Below are 15,781 nucleotides of genomic sequence, written 5' to 3' on the forward strand. Positions count from 1 at the left end.
TGACCCCGGGATGTGGCCATGAAACGGATCGCCGTCCTCTTGCTCCTGGCCGTCGCCTGCCTGGTTCCGGTGTCGAGTGCCGACGCCGGGCAGACCGGGCTGCGGGCCGCCGATCCGAGCGTGCTGCGCGTCGGCTCCACCTACTTCGCCGCGCAGTCCACCGGTGGCGGGATCGCCGTCCGGGCCGGCTCCTCCCCCGACGCCGCGGCGAGTGCGCCCGCCCGGCAGGTCTGGTCCGACACCCGGGGCCGCGGCGAGGTGTGGGCGCCCGAGATCGTCGTCGACGGCGGCCGGTTCTACATCTACTTCTCGGCCGGGACCGGCAACGCGCACCGGATGTACGTCATCAGCTCCGCCGTCGCCGACAGCGGGTACACCGCCGAGACGCAGCTCGCGCTGCCCGACGGCAAGTGGGCCATCGACGGCACGCTGTTCACCTTCGGCGGGCAACGCTGGTTCGTCTGGTCGGGCTGGGCGGGCGACACGAACGTCGAGCAGAACCTCTACCTGGCCCGGATGAGCGGCCCGACGACGCCGGCCGGCGCGCGGTACGTCATCTCGCAGCCGCGCGAGAGCTGGGAACGCGTGGTGGGCAACCCCTTCATCAACGAAGCGCCCACGGCGATCAAGGACCCGAACGGGCAGCTGCACATCGTCTACTCCACCAACGGCAGCTGGAGCGACCAGTACTGCCTCGGCGAGGTCCGGCTGCGCGCCGGCGGCGACCCGGCCTACGTCTGGGACTGGTACAAGTCGAACGGCTGCCTGTTCGGCTCCCACCGCGAGACGATGATGGCCGGCTGGGACCCGACCCTGCACGTCGACGGGCCGGGCAGCCACAGCTTCGTCCTGCTGAACGGCGACATCGCGACGAGCCCGCCCGCCGGGCCGAAGTTCCCGCTGATGTACCACGCCGTGGCCAAGGGCACGCCGTACTCGTGGGCGAACCGCTACTGGTACTCGGGCACGTTCTGCTGGTGGGGCTCGACGACCTACCGCCGGGCCAACGTCCCGGGCGCGACCACCGACACCGGCTGGAGCCTCAAGTTCTTCGAGTGATCTGCCGGAGGTAGTTCACGTTGCCGGGCTGCGCGGTCTTGCCGGCAATGGTGGTCCGCCGCGCGTAGCCGGCCGCCGCTTCGGCCGGCGCGGCCGCGGTGACGACGCCGGGCGACAATGGTCTTCGACGGCGGGGAAAGGGCGGTGCGGACGTGGGAAAGCGCGTGCTCGGCGTCGACCTGCACCTCGACGTCGGGACCGGGCGCCGGGCCCTCGAAGCCGCGCTGCGGGATGCCGTCTCCTCCGGGCGGTTGCCCGCCGGGACCAAGCTGCCCGGCTCGCGCAGTCTCGCCCAGGACCTCGGGGTCGCGCGGGGCACCGTCGTCGAGGCGTACGCGCAGCTCGTCGCCGAAGGTCGGCTCGTCAGCGCGACCGGCTCCGGCACCCGCGTCGCCGACACCCGGCCGCCCGGGAAACCCGCGCCGGAGACGCCGTCGCGGGCCGGTTTCGACCTGCGGCCGGGGCGGCCGGATCTCGGCCTGTTCCCGCGCGCCCTCTGGGCCGCCGGCGTCCGGCGGACGCTCGCCGCGGCGAGCCGCGAAAGCATGGACTACAGCGATCCCGCCGGGCTGAAGGGCCTGCGCGAAGCCGTCGCGACCTACCTCGCCCGCGCCCGGGGCGTGCGCGTCGACGCCGGGGCCGTCGTGGTCACCAGTGGCTTCACGCACGGGCTGGCGGTGCTGGCCCGCGCCCTGCGCGACACCGGCGTCCGCACGATCGGCACCGAGGATCCCGGGCTCGCCCACCACCGGTCCGTGATCCACGCGGCCGGGCTGGCGACCACTCCCCTGGCCGTCGACGCGGAAGGCGCCGCCCTCCCCGGAGACGCGGGCGCCGCCCTGCTGACGCCCGCCCACCAGCACCCGCGCGGCGTGGTGCTGAGCCCCGGCCGACGGGCCGCGTTCCTCGAGTGGGCGCGCGAGCACGACGGGATCGTCGTCGAGGACGACTACGACGGCGAGTTCCGGTACGACCAGAACCCCGTCGGCGCCCTGCAGGCCCAAGCCCCGGACCACGTCGTCTTCGCCGGCAGCACCAGCAAAACGCTCGCGCCCGGGCTGCGGATCGGCTGGCTGGTCGTGCCCGAACGGCTGCGCATCCCCGTGCTCGACGCCGTCGCCGCCACCGGCGCCACGGTCGGCACACCCGCCCAGCTCGCGATCGCCGACCTGCTCGACCGCGGCGACTACGACCGGCACGTCCGCCGCGCCCGCCAGGTCTACCGGAAACGGCGGACCGAGCTGGCCGCCCGCCTCGCCCCGTTGGACGGCATCCCCGCCGGGCTGCACGCGCTCCTGCCGCTCGCGTCCCGGCAGGAGGAGAAGCGCGTCATCGACGCCGGTCTCGCGGCGGGCCTGCGGCTGCAGGGGATCAACGCCGCCGGCTACTGGCATTCCGCCGGCCGCCCCGAGGCCGGGCTGATCATCGGGTACGCGACGCCGCCGCAGCACGCGTGGCGGCCGGCCTTGGACGCACTGGCCGAGCTGCTCGCCGACGCCGCGATCAAGCCCTGGTGAACCCGGCCCGCCAGGACGTCCCGGCTGCCCAGCCCAGCTTCCGCGCGCGGCCGTTGGCGGCCCCGCGGGCCCACCCGGCGCGTTCGCCGTCCACGCGCCGGGGTTCCGGCGCGCCGACGGCCGCGCAGAAGACGGGCACCCAGTCGTGGCCCGCCGCGGGCTCGTCGTCGCAGACGTTGACCGCGCCCGACGGCCAGTCCAGCGCCGCGACGGCGGCCGTGGCGGCGTCGTCGACGTGGACGAAACTCGAGACATCCTCGGTGGCGGGCAGGTTTCCGGCCTGGGCGAGCTGTGCCATCAGCGCACCGGGTTCGTACCAGGTGCCGGGGCCGTGCAGCGTGCCGTAGCGCAGCACGACCCACTCGGGCAGCTCGGCGACGGCGGCCTCCAGCGACGCGACGCCGTCGACCGTGCCACGCCGTTCGGGCGCGGCGCCGAGGTCGAGCGGCGTGTCCTCGGTCGCGGGCCCGGTGCCCGGTTCGCAGGCCCACGAGATGCTCTGCGCGACGATCCGCCGGACGCCCGCCGCGAGCGCCGCGTCGACGAGGTTGCGCGTGCCGGCCGTGCGCACCTTCGCGTTGGCCACGCGATCCCCCGCGCCGAGGTCGGTGAGCTGGTGCATCACGACGTCGGGCCGGGCGGCGCGGACCAGGGACGTGAGCCCGGCGGCGTCGTACACATCGCCGACGACGGCGGTCGCGCCCAGCGCTTCGACCTGTGCGGCGCAATGCCGCGTCAGGCCGACGACGTCGTGCCCCCGGGCGACCAGCGCGGGCACCACCCGGCGGCCGACGGCACCGGACGCCCCGGCGAGGAAGATCCGCATCACCGCCCCCTCTCCGCCAGCTCTTCGGCGCTGACGAACGTCAGCATCTCCTGGCCCGGCGCGCAGATCATCACCACGACGAACCGGCTCCACCGGTCGGCGAGGTGGTTCGCCGCCTGGTAGTGGATCACGTCGCCGCCGGGTTCCCAGAACGCTTCACCCGCCTTGATGACGCGTTCGGGCTCGCCTTCCAGCTCGAAGACCATCTCGCCTTCGAGCATGTACCCGAAAACAGGCCCGGAATGCCGGTGTGGCGGTGTCCCCGCGTCCCCCGGCGGCAGCTCGATCGTGGCGGTCATCACGTGCGCACCGTCCGGAATGGACGGAGCCTGCGAGGCGAGCATCGTGAGCACGGAGTTCGTCCGCGGTGGTGCACCAGTCATGGCTCCCACGCTAAGCCCGGCGATCACCCGACGGCTGGTCCACTTCCGGGTGCTCGGGGTGGACCGCTTTCACCCCGCCTGACCGAACGCGTGAAGTTTCGCCACACCAGGTCGGGTGAACGCCCCGGCAAGGGCAGCAGGTTGACGATCAGAACCGGAACGTAGGCGAGGAGGTACGCCGCTCCTGCTCTCCAGTCCTCTGCCGCGGCTGGTCGTGAGTGTTTAGGGCGGTTAGAACCGCCCTAAACACTCACGACCGCGAAGTCGAACAACAGCAGTGCTTCGCGATACCGAACGCACCAGCCGGTACCCAGCCGCTGACCGCTTTCAGCTCGCCTGCCCGAACGCGAACAGCCGCCGGTGCTCCCGTGGTGACACGTTCGTCGCGCGGCGGAACTGCGCTCGCAGGTTGGCCGCCGTGCCCAGGCCGACGGCCCGGGCGATCTCCTCGATCGGCCGGTCCGAGTTCTCCAGCAGCTCCTTCGCCCGCGCGATCCGCTGCTCGCGCAGCCACGACAGCGGCGGCAGGCCCGTCCGCTCGCGGAAGCGGCGGTGGAACGTGCGCTCCGACATGCGCGCCCGCTCGGCCATGTCCCGCACGGACAGGTTCTCCCCCAACGCCGTGAGCAGCCACTGCTGGGCCCGCGCGATGACGTCGTCGCCGGGCGGCACCACCTTCTTCTCGACGAACTGCTGCTGGCCGTCCGGCGATCGCGGGGCCATCACGATGCGGCGGGAGACGTGCCGCGCCGCCGTGGCGCCGAGGTCGCGGTGCAGGACGTGCAGGCACAGGTCGACGCCGGCCGTCACGCCGCCGGACGTGAGCACCGTGCCGGTCTCGGCGACGAGCAGCGACCCGTCCACCGTCACCGCCGGGAACCGGGCCGCGAGGTCGTCGCAGAGCGACCAGTGCGTCGTCACGGTCAGGCCGTCGAGGACACCGGCCGCCGCCAGCGCGAACGCGCCCGAACAGATCGAGATCATCCGGGCGCCCCGGCGGTGCGCGGCGGCGACGGCCCGCACCACCGCCCCGGGCAGCTCACGCTCGGCGGCGCCCGCGTAGCCGGGCACGATCACCGTGGCCGCCTTGCGCAGCAGGTCGAGACCGCCGTCGGGGACCACGGACGTCCCGCCCGCGACCGGCACCGGGCGGCCGTCGACCGACGCGGTCACGACGTCGTAGGCCTCCGGCGCCTCCCGCGCGAAGACGTGCAACGGGATCGCGTAGTCCAGCGGGAGCACTTCGTCGAGCAGGACGACGACCATCCGGTGACGGGTCATGGCAGGATCGTAGCGCTTGTAGGCAGTGCTGCCACTTCTCGACGGCGACGCGGGCGCCCAGACTTTCCGCCATGACCACCAAGACCATCGTTCTCGTCCACGGCGCCCTGACCGACGCCTCGGTGTGGCGCCACGTCTCCGCGACCCTGCAGGCCGACGGCCACCAGGTCATCGCGCCGGCCCTGCCCCTGCGTTCCCTGGACGGCGACGTCGCCTACCTGCGCCGGTTCCTCGACACGCTGCCCGGCCCGCTGGTCGTCGCCGGCCACTCCTACGCCGGCTCCGTCATCTCCGCGCCGGACGCGCTCACCCCGGCGGTGCGGGCACTCGTGTTCGTTGCCGCGTTCCAGCAGGACGCCGGTGAGACGGCCGGTGAGCTGAACGGCAAGTTCCCCGGCAGCCTGCTCGGCCCCGACAACCTGCTCTTCCGCGACTACCCGGGCGGTCAGGAGGCCTACCTGCGGCCGGCGATGTTCGCCCCGGCCTACGCCGCCGACGTCGAGCCGGCCGAGGCGCGGGTGCTGGCCGCCGCCCAGCGTCCCTTCGACCCGACGGCGCTCTCGCAGACCTTCGACCAGACCGCGACGTGGCGGACGCTGCCGTCCTGGGCCGTGATCGCGACGGCGGACCGATCGATCCCGACGGAGGCCCAGCGGTGGATGGCCGAACGCGCGGGCTCGACGATCACCGAGGTCGACGCGTCCCACGCGGTTCCGCTCTCACAGCCCGACGTGGTCGCCCGGGCGATCGTCGAGTCCACAAAGGACATTTAAAGCTCCGTACTCCGGCTGACGTCTTCCCACTGCGCGAAGTCTCGCCGCAGCGCCTCGATCTTGCCGCGCGCCACCTTCAGGGCGGCCGTGCCGAGGAGCAGCCGCAACGGCGGCTCGGCGGCCGCCAGCACGGTGACGATCGCCTCCGCGGCACGCGCCGGGTCGCCGGGCTGGCTGCCGTACGTGGATAGGGTCGCTTCACGGCGTTTGCCCGCCGTCTCGGCGTAGTCGTCGATGCGGATCGGGGACTGCTTCATCGACGGCCCGGACCAGTTCGTGCGGAACGCGCCGGGCTCGACGATGGTCACGCCGATGCCCAGCGGCGCCACTTCGGCGGCCAGGGACTCCGACAAGCCTTCCACGGCGAACTTCGTCGCGTGGTAGTAGCCCGTGGCCCCGAAACCGGCCAGGCCGCCGAGGGACGAGACGTTGACGACGTGGCCGGAGCGCCGGGCGCGCATGCCCGGGAGCACCGCCTTGGTCACGTCGGCGAGCCCGAAGACGTTGGTGTCGAACAGCGCGCGCACCTCGGCGTCGTCGCCTTCCTCAACGGCGGCCAGGTAGCCGTAACCGGCGTTGTTGACCAGGACGTCGATCCGGCCGAACTTCTCTTCGGCGCGCTTGACCGCGGCGGCGACTTGCGACGGGTTCGTGACGTCGAGGGTGAGGGCGATCGCGCGATCGCCGTGGCGGCCGACGAGGTCCGCGACGGTCCGCGGGTCGCGGGCGGTGACCGCCGCTCGCCACCCGCGTTCGAGGACGTGGGTGGCGAGCGCGCGGCCGAGGCCGGTGGAGCAGCCGGTGATGAACCAGACCGGGGATTCGGTGAGTGTCATGGGATCCACGTTCGCCCCGGCCGGCCCCGGCCACCAGCCGTCGGGTCTTCCTGGGACCGCTGGTACCAGGCACATCCGACGCCGGCGGCGCACACTGGACCCCATGGCGAACGCGGAATTCGGGCAGGCGGTGCGGCGCTGGCGTGACCGGGTCGCGCCGGACACCGCCGGGCTGCCCGCCGGCGGCCACCGGCGCGCGGCCGGCCTGCGGCGTGAGGAGCTGGCCCTGCTGGCCGGGATCTCCGCCGACTACGTCACGCGGCTCGAGCAGGGCCGCGCGTCGCACCCGTCCGCCCAGGTCGTCGAAACCCTGGCGCGGGCGCTGCGGCTGTCGCGGCCCGAGCGCGAGCACCTGTTCCACCTGGCCGGGCTCACGCCGCCCGGCCCCGACACCGTGCCCGCGTACCTCACCCCGAGCGTCCAGCGCCTGCTGGACCGGCTCACCGGGACACCCGTCGCCGTCTACGACGCGGCCTGGACGCTCCTGGTCGCGAACCCGCCGTACGCGGCGCTGCTGGGTGACCCGTCCGGGTGGCGTGGACACGAGCGCAACGCCGTGTGGCGCAACCTGATCGGCCCCGGCACCCGCGTCCGGCACACGCCGGAGTCACAGCGGGCGATGGAAGCCATGCTGGTCGCCGACCTGCGGGCCGCCGCCGGCCGCTACCCCGCCGACCGCGGCCTGCGGCGGCTGGTCGCCGAGCTGCGCGCGCACAGCGACCGGTTCGGCGAGCTGTGGGACTCCGGCGCGGTCGGTCACCACGAGGCCGCGCGGAAGATCGTCGACCACCCGCACGCCGGACCCGTGACGCTGGACTGCGACACGCTCACCGTGGCCGGCAGCGACCAGCGCGTCATGCTCTACACGGCCGAACCCGGCACCGAAGACGCCGAACGCCTCGCGCTGGTCACCGTGCTCGGCACGCAGGCCCTCACGGGCTAGCTTTCCCGTACATGGCACACACCGCCCCGGTGACCAGCGCCTGCTGCGCGGCCCCGAGATCCGGCTCGAGGAGCCCTTGCTGCTCGGTGACGAACACCTCGGCCGTGCGCGTTCCCGTGCGGTCGGCGAAGAGGTCGGACCGGTAGCCCGGAATGCCGCCCATGTGGCCGGAACCGTCCGCACGGCGTGTTCAGCTGCGCGAGCCCCAGCCCGTAGCTCCCGGCCGGCGGATTCGCCGGGTCGACCGGGATCATCGTCGTCATCTCCCGCAGCCGGTCCGCCGGCAAGAGCAACGCCGTGAGGAACCGGTCCCAGTCCCGCGCGGTCGACACGACCCCGCCCGCGGCGCCCGCCCAGTCCGGGTCGATCCCGGTGACGTCGGCGTGGCCGTCGTGTTCGGGGCCGGCGAACCGGAACCCGGCCGGCAGGTCCGGGATCAGCGCCTGCAGGTGCTCGGCGTCGGGTTCGTAGCCGTGCGCGAGGTTCCGGCCGTGGTCCACGGCGCTTGCCGGGCCAGCTCGACCGGCGGCCCGTGACCGGTGCCGACGCGGACCACGACTCCCGGCGCCCCCGCGTCCACCGTCCGCTGGACCAGCGCGGCCGGCCCTACCGGTGCGCGGCGATCTCGTCGCTGGTCGTCACCCACACGCCGGGGTGGTTGACGATGTACGCCAGCGCCTGCTCGACGTACTTCACCCGGAACGCCTGCCCCGAGACGTACGGGTGCAGCGACAACGCCATCACCCGTCCGCCGGCCGCCGAGTCCGCGTAGAGCTGGTCGAACTGGTCCCGCACGATCTGGACGTAGTCGGGCCCCGTCATGCTCTTGACGTGGAACAGCTGGGTGTCGGCGAGTTCGAGGGTGTACGGCACGGACCGCAGGCCGGGGACGTTCAGCGCGTACGGCTGGTCGTCGTTGGTCCAGTCGAGCAGGTAGTCGACGCCGAGCTCGGCGAGCAGCCGCGGGGTGTCGAACGTCTCGGTCAGACCCGGTGAGAGCCACCCGCGCGGCCGCCGGCCGGTCGTCTTCTCGATGCTGTCGAGGATTCCGGTGAGGAACGCGCGTTCTTCGTCTTCGGCCATTCCGGTCTGCGGGAGCGAGTTCGACTTACCGTGGGCGAGCCAGGCCCAGTCGCGGTCCCGGCCCGCTTCGACGATCCGCGGGTACCGCTCGCCCGCGTCGGAGTTCAGCAGCGCGCTGGCCCGGATCCCCTGCCGGTCCAGGACGTCGATGAGCCGCCAGATCCCGACGCGGGCGCCGTAGTCGCGCCAGCCGTAGTTCATCGGGTCCGGCACCAGCTTGGACGTCGCTTCGTTGAAACTGACCGATGGGCGGTCGGCGTAGAAGTGCTCGATGTTGAGGCCCACGTAGAACGCCACGCGGGCGTCGCCGGCCCAGCGCACCGGGGCGCGGTCGACGATGGGGTCGTAGCCGAAGAGTTCGATGTCCACGGCGCTCACCGCTCCAGCGGGACGGCGATGCCGCCGCCGTAGCGCCGCTGTTCGGCCTCGTCGAGCATCGCGGCCGCCACCGTGGCGCGGCTGACGCGCGCGGGGAAGAACCGCCGCGGCGCGGACTCCAGCGGCACCGTGCGCCGGGCCGGGCTGAGGTCGCCGTCGGACAGCGGCCCCGCGTGGAACACCGTGCCGCCACCCCGGAGCACGATCGCGTCCGCCGTGGTGCGGTCGTCCAGCTCCTTACGCATGAACGTCTTCAGCAGCCCGCGGGTGAACGCGCCCGCGTGCGGCGCCGAATCGCCGGTGCCGAACGCGGCGAGCCAGACGACGAAGTCGGGTCCGGCGTCGACGGCCGCGCGGGCGCCCGCCGTCAGCACGCCGGGCGCGCCGGTGATCCCCAGTCCGGACAGGACGGTCCGGGCGCCCTTGAGCGCGCGGCCGATGGAGTCCGGGTCGAGGACGTCGCCCGCGACGCGTTTCAGCCGGCCGGACGGCGGCAGCGTGATCCGGTCCGGGTCGCGGGCGACGGCGGTGACGGTGTGCCCGCGCTCCAGGCCCTGCCGCACGAGTTCGGTTCCGGTGGCGCCGGTGGCGCCGAGAATCGTGAGTTCCATGGTGGTTCCCTTCAGTTCACTGTGGACAGAGTGGCCAGCGCCGCGGCGTGGAGCGCGGGCGCGCTGGCGAGGATGTCGGCGCTGCCGGGCCGCCACGGCTGTCCGGCGAGGTCGGTCACGGTCCCGCCCGCTTCGGTGATGAACAACGCGCCGGCGGCGACGCCCGGCAGCGTCGGCCGGTACTGCCAGAAGAGGTCGGCGTGCCCGGCGGCGACGAGCAGCATCGGGAACGTCGAGGGCACGGTCGCGCGGACCAGCAGCGCGGCGCCGAGCATCGTCGTGATCGACTCGCCGATGCGCCGGTAGGTGTCGCTCTGGCCGGCTTCGGCCTGGCCGGTGGTGGCGATGGCGGCCCCGAGCTCGGCCTTGGCGGACACGCTCAGACGCCGGCCGTTCGCGAACGCGCCGCCGCCGCGGACCGCGCTGTGCACGACGTCGGGGACGGGCTGGTAGACGGCGGCGAGCACCGGGACGCCGTCGCGGAGCAGGGTCGCGCTGACGCACCACTCCGGCAGCCCGTGCACGTGGTTGACGTTGCCCTCGACCGCGTCCACGGCCCACCACTCACCCGGCGGCAGCTCGGTGGTCTCCAGCTCGTCGGTCAGCCACTTCGCTTGCGGCCGGGCCGCGGCGAGCGCGCGCCGCAGCTCGTCGTTCGAGGTCCGCTCGTTCTCCCCGGCCGCGGCGAGCAGGCCGGCGCGATCGGCGGGACGAGCGTCCTCGGAGTAGCGCGCCAGCAGGCGGCGACCGGCGTCCCGCACGGCGGCGATGGCGGCTTCGAGCACTGCGGCGTCCTCGATCGTGTTCTCCTGAGTGGTCATGACGTTCCTGTTCTGCCAAGGGGAAGAAGCTGTTGTCTCCGACCGTAGGCAGAAATGCCGATGACTTCAAATGAATGCTTTGCACTCGTTGATTTACCCAGACGCAATCCACATCGCCGGTCCCGCTGCTGGAGGGGCTGGCCATCGTGCTGATCGGCACCACCGGCGGGATCGGCCGGTTCGCGGCGCCGCGCTGGTGGGTCCTCCCGGTCCGCCGCCCCACCTGAGCGGCCACAGTACGATCCGCGGCATGTACCTGGACCTGAACCTCCTGACGGCGCTGGACGCGCTGCTCGAGGAGGGCAGCGTCGCCGCGGCCGCCGATCGCCTGCGCCTGTCGTCGCCCGCGATGAGCCGGACGCTCGGCCGGATCCGCAAGACGACCGGCGACCAGATCCTCGTCCGCACGGGCCGGACGATGACGCCGACGCCGTACGCGCTCGAGATCCGGGCCCAGGTCCGCGATCTGGTGCAGCAGGCCGAAAGCGTGCTCGCCCCTGACCGCGCGCTCGACCTCGCCGAGCTCGACCGGGTCTTCACGCTGATCTGCCACGACGCGATCACCACCGCGCTGGGCCCCCGGCTCATCGCCGCGGTCCACCGCGACGCGCCGAACGCCCGGCTGCGGCTGCTGGCGGAAGGCCGGGCGGACACCCAGGAACTGCGCCGCGGCCAGGTCGACCTCGAGCTCGGCAGCGCGGCGCCGGACTCCCCCGAGATCCGGTCGGAGCTGTTCTTCGAGGACCGCCTGGTGCTGGCCGTCGCGCCGGATCACCCCTTCGCCACGCGAAAACCGACCCTGCGCCGCTACGCCGAGGCGTTGCACCTGCGGATCACCCGGCGAGGCCGGCTCCACGACCCGATGGACGACGCCCTGGCCGAGCACGGTCTCGAACGCCGGGTCGTCGCCACGACCCCGACCACCACGTCGGCGCTGAGCGTCGTGCGGCTCGGCGAGTGCGTCGTGGCCGTGCCCGAACGCATGTGCGCAGGGATGATCGACGCGCTGGGCCTGGTGACCGTGCCGCTCCCGATGCCCGTACCCCCGGCGCCGCTGGTGGGTTCCTGGCACCAGCGCTACGAGAACGACAAGGCGCACCGGTGGCTCCGGGACCGGGTCCGCGAAGCGTTGCGGGACCTCGGGTAGCCGTCGCCACGGCCGCCGAAAGTACGATTCCACCGCACACATCTGATACCCCGGGTTGATCCCCGCCCGGCGAAACCGTGCCACGGTCGCGTCCTCCACACCTTTCGGGAGGACTTCAGATGCCAGGTTTCCGAGCCGGACTGGTCGTGACGATCGCGGCCCTCGTGGCGGCCGCGACGCCCGCCGCGGCCGCCGACGACCCGCTCGCGCCCTACACCGGACAGCAGCTCACCTGGGGCGCGTGCGCGTTCACGCCCGCCGCCGACGCCAGACCGGCCGAGTGCGCGCTGGTCACCGTCCCGCGCGACTGGGCGAACCCCGCCGCGGGCGTCGACCTGCAGGTCTCGATCAGCCGCGTCGCGGCCACCGGGCAGCGGCTCGGCGCGCTCCTGGTCAACCCCGGCGGGCCGGGCGGGCAGGGCACCTCGCTCGCCGGCGCGCTGGCCGGCCTCGAACCGTCGGTGAACCAGCTCTACGACCTGATCGGCATGGACCCGCGCGGGACCGGCCGCGAAGGCAGCGACGACCACGGCTTCCAGTGCCAGGTCCCCACCGGGCGGCTGCCGGCCGGGCTCGACGCGCGTGACCGGTCGGCGCAGAGCATCGCGCTGCACCAGCAGTCGCCGCGCGCCATCGCCGAGGCGTGCCAGAGCAACGCGCTCACGCCGTACGTCACGACGTGGCAGACCGCGCACGACATGGACCTGATCCGCGCGCTGCTGGGCGACGAGAAGCTGAACTACCTCGGCTACTCCTACGGGACCTGGCTCGGCGCGAAGTACGCGTCGCTGTTCCCGGAGCACACCGGCAAGACCGTGCTCGACTCCAGCGTGAACTTCGAAGGCCGGCTGCAGGCCGACTTCGAGGCGTTCCCGGTGATCGACCAGCGGCAGTTCGACGACGTCTACCTGCCGTGGGTCGTGCGCCGCTACGGCGACCAGCTCGGCACGAGCGTCGCCGAGGTGAAGGCGAAGATCGAGCAGATCCGCGCCTTCTACAAGACCCAGGGCGTGGACGGCGACTCGTTCGACCGGATCTTCGTCGGCAACGGCAGCCAGTTCCAGTGGTACCTCGGCGTGCTGGTCCTGGTCCTCGGCGCGAACTCCCTGGAGCCCGGCGGCGCGGCTCCGGGCGGCGAGCTGGATGCGGTGTCCCGCAGCGCTTTCGGCGTCCCGGCGGCGCAGCTGACGGTCGCGAAGGTCGCGGCCGCCGTGCCCGACTACACCGCGGTCCCCGGCACCCGGTACGCCGTGGCGTGCGGTGACCAGCCGACGCAGTCCGCCGCCTGGTACAAGCGGCTCAGCGACCGGCAGGGCCCGCAGTACCCGTTGTACGGCTGGCTCTACGGCCTCAGCGAGCCGTGCGGGTTCTGGTCCGACGCGCCGCAGCACACGCTGCCGAACCTGCCGGCGCAAGTCGCGAAGAACGTGCTCGTCGTCCAGGGCGAGTTCGACCCGCAGACGGGTTACGAGCAGGCGAAAGCGGCCACCCGCGCGGCCGGCGTCCCGCTGGTGTCGGTGGACGACTCGCCGTTCCACGGCCAGTACGCCCTGTCCGGCAACCCGTGCGTCGACGGGATGGTGAACACGTTCCTCACCAGGAACTCCCGGCCGGGCAGCGCCACCTGCCCCGGCGTGCCGCTGCCGGACGAAGACGCCGTCCACCCGGTCACGGGTCCGCTGGGCGCCGCGCACAGCAGCCTCACCACGCGGCTCGGTGACGCGCATTCCTTGCTGCGCAACGAGGTTCAGCGCCAGGTCAGCGCGCTGAACTGACACCTCCCGGGACGGCCGCTTCGGGCGGGGCGGCCGTCCCGGGCTCAGCCCTGGACGGTCGGGCGGAGGACGATCTCGCCGATTTCGACGTCGTGCGGCTGCTCGATGGCGAACGCGACCGCGCGGGCGACGGCCTCCGGCGCGATGGCGAACTCGTCGATGCCGCGCTGGATCTCCGCCCGCACCTCGAGGTTGTCGATCGAGCCCGCGAGATCGGTCCGGACGAACCCGGGCGAGACCGCCGTGGTCCGCAGCACGCCGTCGGTCGACTCCTGCCGGAGGCCTTCCAGCAGCGTGCGGACGGCGTTCTTGGTGCCGGCGTAGACCGCCATCGTGGGCGTGATCTTCAGGCCGGACGTCGACACCGTCGTCACCAGGTGCCCGCGGCCCTGGCGCCGGAACACCGGCAGCGCCGCGGCGATCCCGTGCAGCACACCGCGCAGGTTGACGTCGATCATCGCGGACCAGCCGTCGACGTCGAGGTCCGCCATCGGGCCGATCTTGCTGATGCCGGCGTTGCTCACGAGCACGTCGAGCCGGCCGAACTCCTCGACCGCCCGGGCGACGAGCCGGTCGAGGTCTTCCCGGACGGTGACGTCGGTGGTGCAGACGATCGCGCGGCCACCCCGGGCGCGGATGTCCTCGGCGACCTGTTCGAGGCGTTCCGTCCGGCGCGCGCCCAGGACGACGGCCGCTCCGCGGTCGGCGAGGGTGCGCGCGATGGCCTCGCCGATGCCGCCGCTCGCTCCGGTAATCGCGACGACCTTGCCGTCGATCTCCGACATGACGAGCCTCCTCGATAGTTGATGTGGACAAGTGTCCGCTTGTTTCGACGCTAGCGGACACTTGTCCACTTGTCCACCGGGCTCAGCTGTCCACCGGGCTCAGCGGACGGCGAACCCGCCGTCGACGGTGAGGATGCTGCCGGTGACCCAGGTATTGGCCGGCGAGACGAGGTAGAGCGCCGCGGCGGCGACGTCGGCCGGAAGCCCGATCCGGCCCGCCGGGTACGAGCGCCGGACGTAGTCGTCGTAGTCCGCGCGCTGGTCGTCGCTCATCGGGCCGAGGAAGCGCCGCTCGAACGCCGGCGTGCGAACCGACCCCGGCACGATGGCGTTGACCCGCACCCCGGCCGGCCCCAGCTCGCTGGCCAGCGCCTGGGTGAACGAGTTGAGCGCGCCGCGCGTCGCGGAGTACACCGACGCCGGGCGGCCGTCGACCATCTTCGTGCCCCAGTAGCTGGAGATGTTGACGACGCTCCCCCGCGCCGCGACGAGCCCGGGCAGCAGCCGCTGGACCAGCCGGAACGGCACACCGAGGTTGACCCGCACCATCGCGTCGAAGTCGGCGTCGGTGGTGTCCTCGAGGGACTTCAGGTGGGTGACCCCCGCGTTGTTGACGACGATGTCGACGGCCAGATCGGCGGGGAGCGCGGCCAAGGCGTCCGGCTCGGCGAGATCGACGGCGACGGTCCTGACGGACGCGCCGTGCAGCCGGGCCGCGACGGCGTCGAGCTTGCCGGGGTCGCGCGCCAAGAGGACGAGATCCGCGCCTTCCCGCGCGAAGGCGTCGGCGATCCCGAGGCCGATCCCCTCGCTGCCGCCGGTGATCAGCGCGGTCTTGCCGGTCAAGGTGCCCATGAATGCCCTGCTTCCCAGACGGAGAGTCGTTCTCCGTTTCACGGTAGCACTAGACGGAGAGCGGTTCTCCGTCTAGTGCTAGGCTCGGGAAATGGCCAGGGAGATGCGATCCGACGCGCGCCGCAGCGCCGAGCTGGTGATCGCGGCCGCGCGGACGGCCATCGCCGACCACGGGCTGGCGGTGTCGACCAACGAGATCGTCAAGCGCGCCGGGGTCGGGCCCGCGACGTTCTACCGGCGCTTCCCGTCGCGCCACGCGCTGCTGGAAGCGGTGCTGCTGGAAGTCGTCGGCGAGCTGGTGGAGCAGGCCCGCGAGGCAGCGTCGGCCGTCGATCCGTGGACCGGCTTCGCCGAGCTGGTGCGCGCGCTCGCGTCGGCGCAATCGGAGAACAAGGGCCTGTCGGACGCCCTGGCGGCCGAGCCCGGGGAGAGCGGCTCCGCGGTGGCCGAGGCGTTCGCCGTACTGCGCGACCACGTCCGCGCGGTCACCGAGCGGGCCCGGGAAGCCGGCGCGCTCCGCCCCGACGTCGCCTGGCAGGACGTCCCGTTCCTCGCCGGCGCGGCCGCCGGGATGTCCCCGCACTGCCTGGGCCTCGACGCGGCGAAGAGCGGCCGCGACCGCGTCATCGCCATCACCCTCGACGGCTTGCGCGCCCCGGGCCGCGACCCCCTACCGGGCGCCCCACCGACCTAGGCTTGGGTGCTCTG

At 73.1% G+C, this 15,781-nt stretch carries 18 protein-coding genes; 8 read left to right on the forward strand and 10 right to left on the reverse strand.

Annotation, left to right across the window (positions count from 1 at the left end; translation table 11 throughout):
* The first annotated feature begins 18 nt into the window (after positions 1 to 18).
* Positions 19 to 1,059 carry a glycoside hydrolase family 43 protein gene (locus OG570_RS02235; protein WP_326955400.1) on the forward strand — a complete coding sequence of 347 codons (1,041 nt, stop codon included), beginning with the start codon at positions 19 to 21 and terminating at the stop codon, positions 1,057 to 1,059.
* 152 nt (positions 1,060 to 1,211) lie between these two features.
* Entirely contained in the window at positions 1,212 to 2,576 is a 1,365-nt protein-coding gene (pdxR, locus tag OG570_RS02240; RefSeq protein WP_326955401.1) for a MocR-like pyridoxine biosynthesis transcription factor PdxR, read from the forward strand.
* On the opposite strand, the gene OG570_RS02245 is transcribed toward pdxR, so the two are convergent.
* The 3 genes from OG570_RS02245 to OG570_RS02255 form a co-directional block, all read right to left on the reverse strand.
* Positions 2,563 to 3,402, reverse strand: coding sequence for an NAD-dependent epimerase/dehydratase family protein (locus OG570_RS02245; RefSeq protein ID WP_326955402.1), 840 nt, complete (start codon positions 3,400 to 3,402; stop codon positions 2,563 to 2,565). The two genes, pdxR and OG570_RS02245, sit on opposite strands and share 14 nt — an antisense overlap.
* Positions 3,402 to 3,785, reverse strand: coding sequence for a cupin domain-containing protein (locus tag OG570_RS02250; RefSeq protein WP_326955403.1), 384 nt, complete (start codon positions 3,783 to 3,785; stop codon positions 3,402 to 3,404). Before OG570_RS02250 ends, OG570_RS02245 begins: the two co-directional genes overlap by 1 nt.
* A gap of 327 nt (positions 3,786 to 4,112) precedes the next feature.
* Entirely contained in the window at positions 4,113 to 5,066 is a 954-nt protein-coding gene (locus OG570_RS02255; protein WP_326955404.1) for a GlxA family transcriptional regulator, read from the reverse strand.
* Between the two features lie 71 nt (positions 5,067 to 5,137).
* Between OG570_RS02255 and OG570_RS02260 the strand changes: the two genes are divergently transcribed.
* Positions 5,138 to 5,839 (forward strand): alpha/beta fold hydrolase, encoded by a 702-nt coding sequence (locus tag OG570_RS02260; protein WP_326955405.1) that lies wholly within the window; start codon positions 5,138 to 5,140, stop codon positions 5,837 to 5,839.
* Here OG570_RS02260 and OG570_RS02265 read toward each other — a convergent pair.
* A complete protein-coding gene (locus OG570_RS02265) occupies positions 5,836 to 6,675 on the reverse strand; it encodes an oxidoreductase (RefSeq protein ID WP_326955406.1) in 840 nt (279 codons plus the stop codon). The two genes, OG570_RS02260 and OG570_RS02265, sit on opposite strands and share 4 nt — an antisense overlap.
* A gap of 103 nt (positions 6,676 to 6,778) precedes the next feature.
* Here OG570_RS02265 and OG570_RS02270 point away from each other — a divergent pair, with 103 nt between their 5' ends.
* Positions 6,779 to 7,618, forward strand: coding sequence for a helix-turn-helix transcriptional regulator (locus OG570_RS02270; protein WP_326946950.1), 840 nt, complete (start codon positions 6,779 to 6,781; stop codon positions 7,616 to 7,618).
* Here OG570_RS02270 and OG570_RS02275 read toward each other — a convergent pair.
* On the reverse strand, positions 7,608 to 7,781 hold the full coding sequence (locus OG570_RS02275) for a hypothetical protein (RefSeq protein ID WP_326955407.1): 174 nt from the start codon (positions 7,779 to 7,781) through the stop codon (positions 7,608 to 7,610). The two genes, OG570_RS02270 and OG570_RS02275, sit on opposite strands and share 11 nt — an antisense overlap.
* Positions 7,782 to 8,001: 220 nt before the next feature.
* On the opposite strand from OG570_RS02275, the gene OG570_RS02280 reads away from it, so the two are divergent.
* Positions 8,002 to 8,154, forward strand: coding sequence for a hypothetical protein (locus OG570_RS02280; RefSeq protein ID WP_326955408.1), 153 nt, complete (start codon positions 8,002 to 8,004; stop codon positions 8,152 to 8,154).
* 70 nt (positions 8,155 to 8,224) lie between these two features.
* Here the strand turns inward: OG570_RS02280 and OG570_RS02285 are convergent, their stop codons facing one another.
* From OG570_RS02285 to OG570_RS02295, 3 genes are read right to left on the reverse strand one after another with little or no spacing between them, the layout of a single operon-like run.
* Complete coding sequence (locus tag OG570_RS02285) at positions 8,225 to 9,070, reverse strand: polysaccharide deacetylase family protein (protein ID WP_326955409.1); 846 nt, start codon at positions 9,068 to 9,070, stop codon at positions 8,225 to 8,227.
* A 5-nt stretch (positions 9,071 to 9,075) separates the two neighbouring features.
* Positions 9,076 to 9,690 carry an NAD(P)-dependent oxidoreductase gene (locus OG570_RS02290; protein WP_326946947.1) on the reverse strand — a complete coding sequence of 205 codons (615 nt, stop codon included), beginning with the start codon at positions 9,688 to 9,690 and terminating at the stop codon, positions 9,076 to 9,078.
* 11 nt (positions 9,691 to 9,701) lie between these two features.
* Positions 9,702 to 10,511 carry an inositol monophosphatase family protein gene (locus tag OG570_RS02295; protein ID WP_326955410.1) on the reverse strand — a complete coding sequence of 270 codons (810 nt, stop codon included), beginning with the start codon at positions 10,509 to 10,511 and terminating at the stop codon, positions 9,702 to 9,704.
* A gap of 250 nt (positions 10,512 to 10,761) precedes the next feature.
* Between OG570_RS02295 and OG570_RS02300 the strand changes: the two genes are divergently transcribed.
* Together OG570_RS02300 and OG570_RS02305 are read left to right on the forward strand one after the other, a co-directional pair.
* Positions 10,762 to 11,658 (forward strand): LysR family transcriptional regulator, encoded by an 897-nt coding sequence (locus OG570_RS02300; protein ID WP_326955411.1) that lies wholly within the window; start codon positions 10,762 to 10,764, stop codon positions 11,656 to 11,658.
* Positions 11,659 to 11,777: 119 nt separating this feature from the next.
* Positions 11,778 to 13,433, forward strand: coding sequence for an alpha/beta hydrolase (locus tag OG570_RS02305; RefSeq protein ID WP_326955412.1), 1,656 nt, complete (start codon positions 11,778 to 11,780; stop codon positions 13,431 to 13,433).
* A 44-nt stretch (positions 13,434 to 13,477) separates the two neighbouring features.
* Here OG570_RS02305 and OG570_RS02310 read toward each other — a convergent pair whose 3' ends face one another.
* Both OG570_RS02310 and OG570_RS02315 read right to left on the reverse strand, forming a co-directional pair.
* Complete coding sequence (locus OG570_RS02310; protein ID WP_326955413.1) at positions 13,478 to 14,218, reverse strand: SDR family oxidoreductase; 741 nt, start codon at positions 14,216 to 14,218, stop codon at positions 13,478 to 13,480.
* A 99-nt stretch (positions 14,219 to 14,317) separates the two neighbouring features.
* Positions 14,318 to 15,073, reverse strand: coding sequence for an SDR family NAD(P)-dependent oxidoreductase (locus OG570_RS02315; RefSeq protein WP_326955414.1), 756 nt, complete (start codon positions 15,071 to 15,073; stop codon positions 14,318 to 14,320).
* A 91-nt stretch (positions 15,074 to 15,164) separates the two neighbouring features.
* On the opposite strand from OG570_RS02315, the gene OG570_RS02320 reads away from it, so the two are divergent.
* Complete coding sequence (locus OG570_RS02320; RefSeq protein WP_326955415.1) at positions 15,165 to 15,767, forward strand: TetR/AcrR family transcriptional regulator; 603 nt, start codon at positions 15,165 to 15,167, stop codon at positions 15,765 to 15,767.
* Positions 15,768 to 15,781: the final 14 nt, after the last annotated feature.

The sequence above is a fragment of the Amycolatopsis sp. NBC_01286 genome (genome assembly GCF_035982555.1).
In the GTDB taxonomy this organism is placed as follows: domain Bacteria; phylum Actinomycetota; class Actinomycetes; order Mycobacteriales; family Pseudonocardiaceae; genus Amycolatopsis.

What these genes read in the sequence shown, in the direction of transcription:
- OG570_RS02305 (WP_326955412.1), top strand. Translation starts at nt 11,778, where the DNA reads ATGCCAGGTTTCCGAGCCGGACTGGTCGTGACGATCGCGGCCCTCGTG.
- OG570_RS02310 (WP_326955413.1), bottom strand. Translation starts at nt 14,218, where the DNA reads ATGTCGGAGATCGACGGCAAGGTCGTCGCGATTACCGGAGCGAGCGGC.
- OG570_RS02320 (WP_326955415.1), top strand. Translation starts at nt 15,165, where the DNA reads ATGGCCAGGGAGATGCGATCCGACGCGCGCCGCAGCGCCGAGCTGGTG.
- OG570_RS02245 (WP_326955402.1), bottom strand. Translation starts at nt 3,402, where the DNA reads ATGCGGATCTTCCTCGCCGGGGCGTCCGGTGCCGTCGGCCGCCGGGTG.
- OG570_RS02275 (WP_326955407.1), bottom strand. Translation starts at nt 7,781, where the DNA reads ATGGGCGGCATTCCGGGCTACCGGTCCGACCTCTTCGCCGACCGCACG.
- OG570_RS02265 (WP_326955406.1), bottom strand. Translation starts at nt 6,675, where the DNA reads ATGACACTCACCGAATCCCCGGTCTGGTTCATCACCGGCTGCTCCACC.
- OG570_RS02260 (WP_326955405.1), top strand. Translation starts at nt 5,138, where the DNA reads ATGACCACCAAGACCATCGTTCTCGTCCACGGCGCCCTGACCGACGCC.
- OG570_RS02255 (WP_326955404.1), bottom strand. Translation starts at nt 5,066, where the DNA reads ATGACCCGTCACCGGATGGTCGTCGTCCTGCTCGACGAAGTGCTCCCG.
- OG570_RS02295 (WP_326955410.1), bottom strand. Translation starts at nt 10,511, where the DNA reads ATGACCACTCAGGAGAACACGATCGAGGACGCCGCAGTGCTCGAAGCC.
- OG570_RS02235 (WP_326955400.1), top strand. Translation starts at nt 19, where the DNA reads ATGAAACGGATCGCCGTCCTCTTGCTCCTGGCCGTCGCCTGCCTGGTT.
- OG570_RS02290 (WP_326946947.1), bottom strand. Translation starts at nt 9,690, where the DNA reads ATGGAACTCACGATTCTCGGCGCCACCGGCGCCACCGGAACCGAACTC.
- OG570_RS02250 (WP_326955403.1), bottom strand. Translation starts at nt 3,785, where the DNA reads ATGACTGGTGCACCACCGCGGACGAACTCCGTGCTCACGATGCTCGCC.
- OG570_RS02270 (WP_326946950.1), top strand. Translation starts at nt 6,779, where the DNA reads ATGGCGAACGCGGAATTCGGGCAGGCGGTGCGGCGCTGGCGTGACCGG.
- OG570_RS02315 (WP_326955414.1), bottom strand. Translation starts at nt 15,073, where the DNA reads ATGGGCACCTTGACCGGCAAGACCGCGCTGATCACCGGCGGCAGCGAG.
- OG570_RS02300 (WP_326955411.1), top strand. Translation starts at nt 10,762, where the DNA reads ATGTACCTGGACCTGAACCTCCTGACGGCGCTGGACGCGCTGCTCGAG.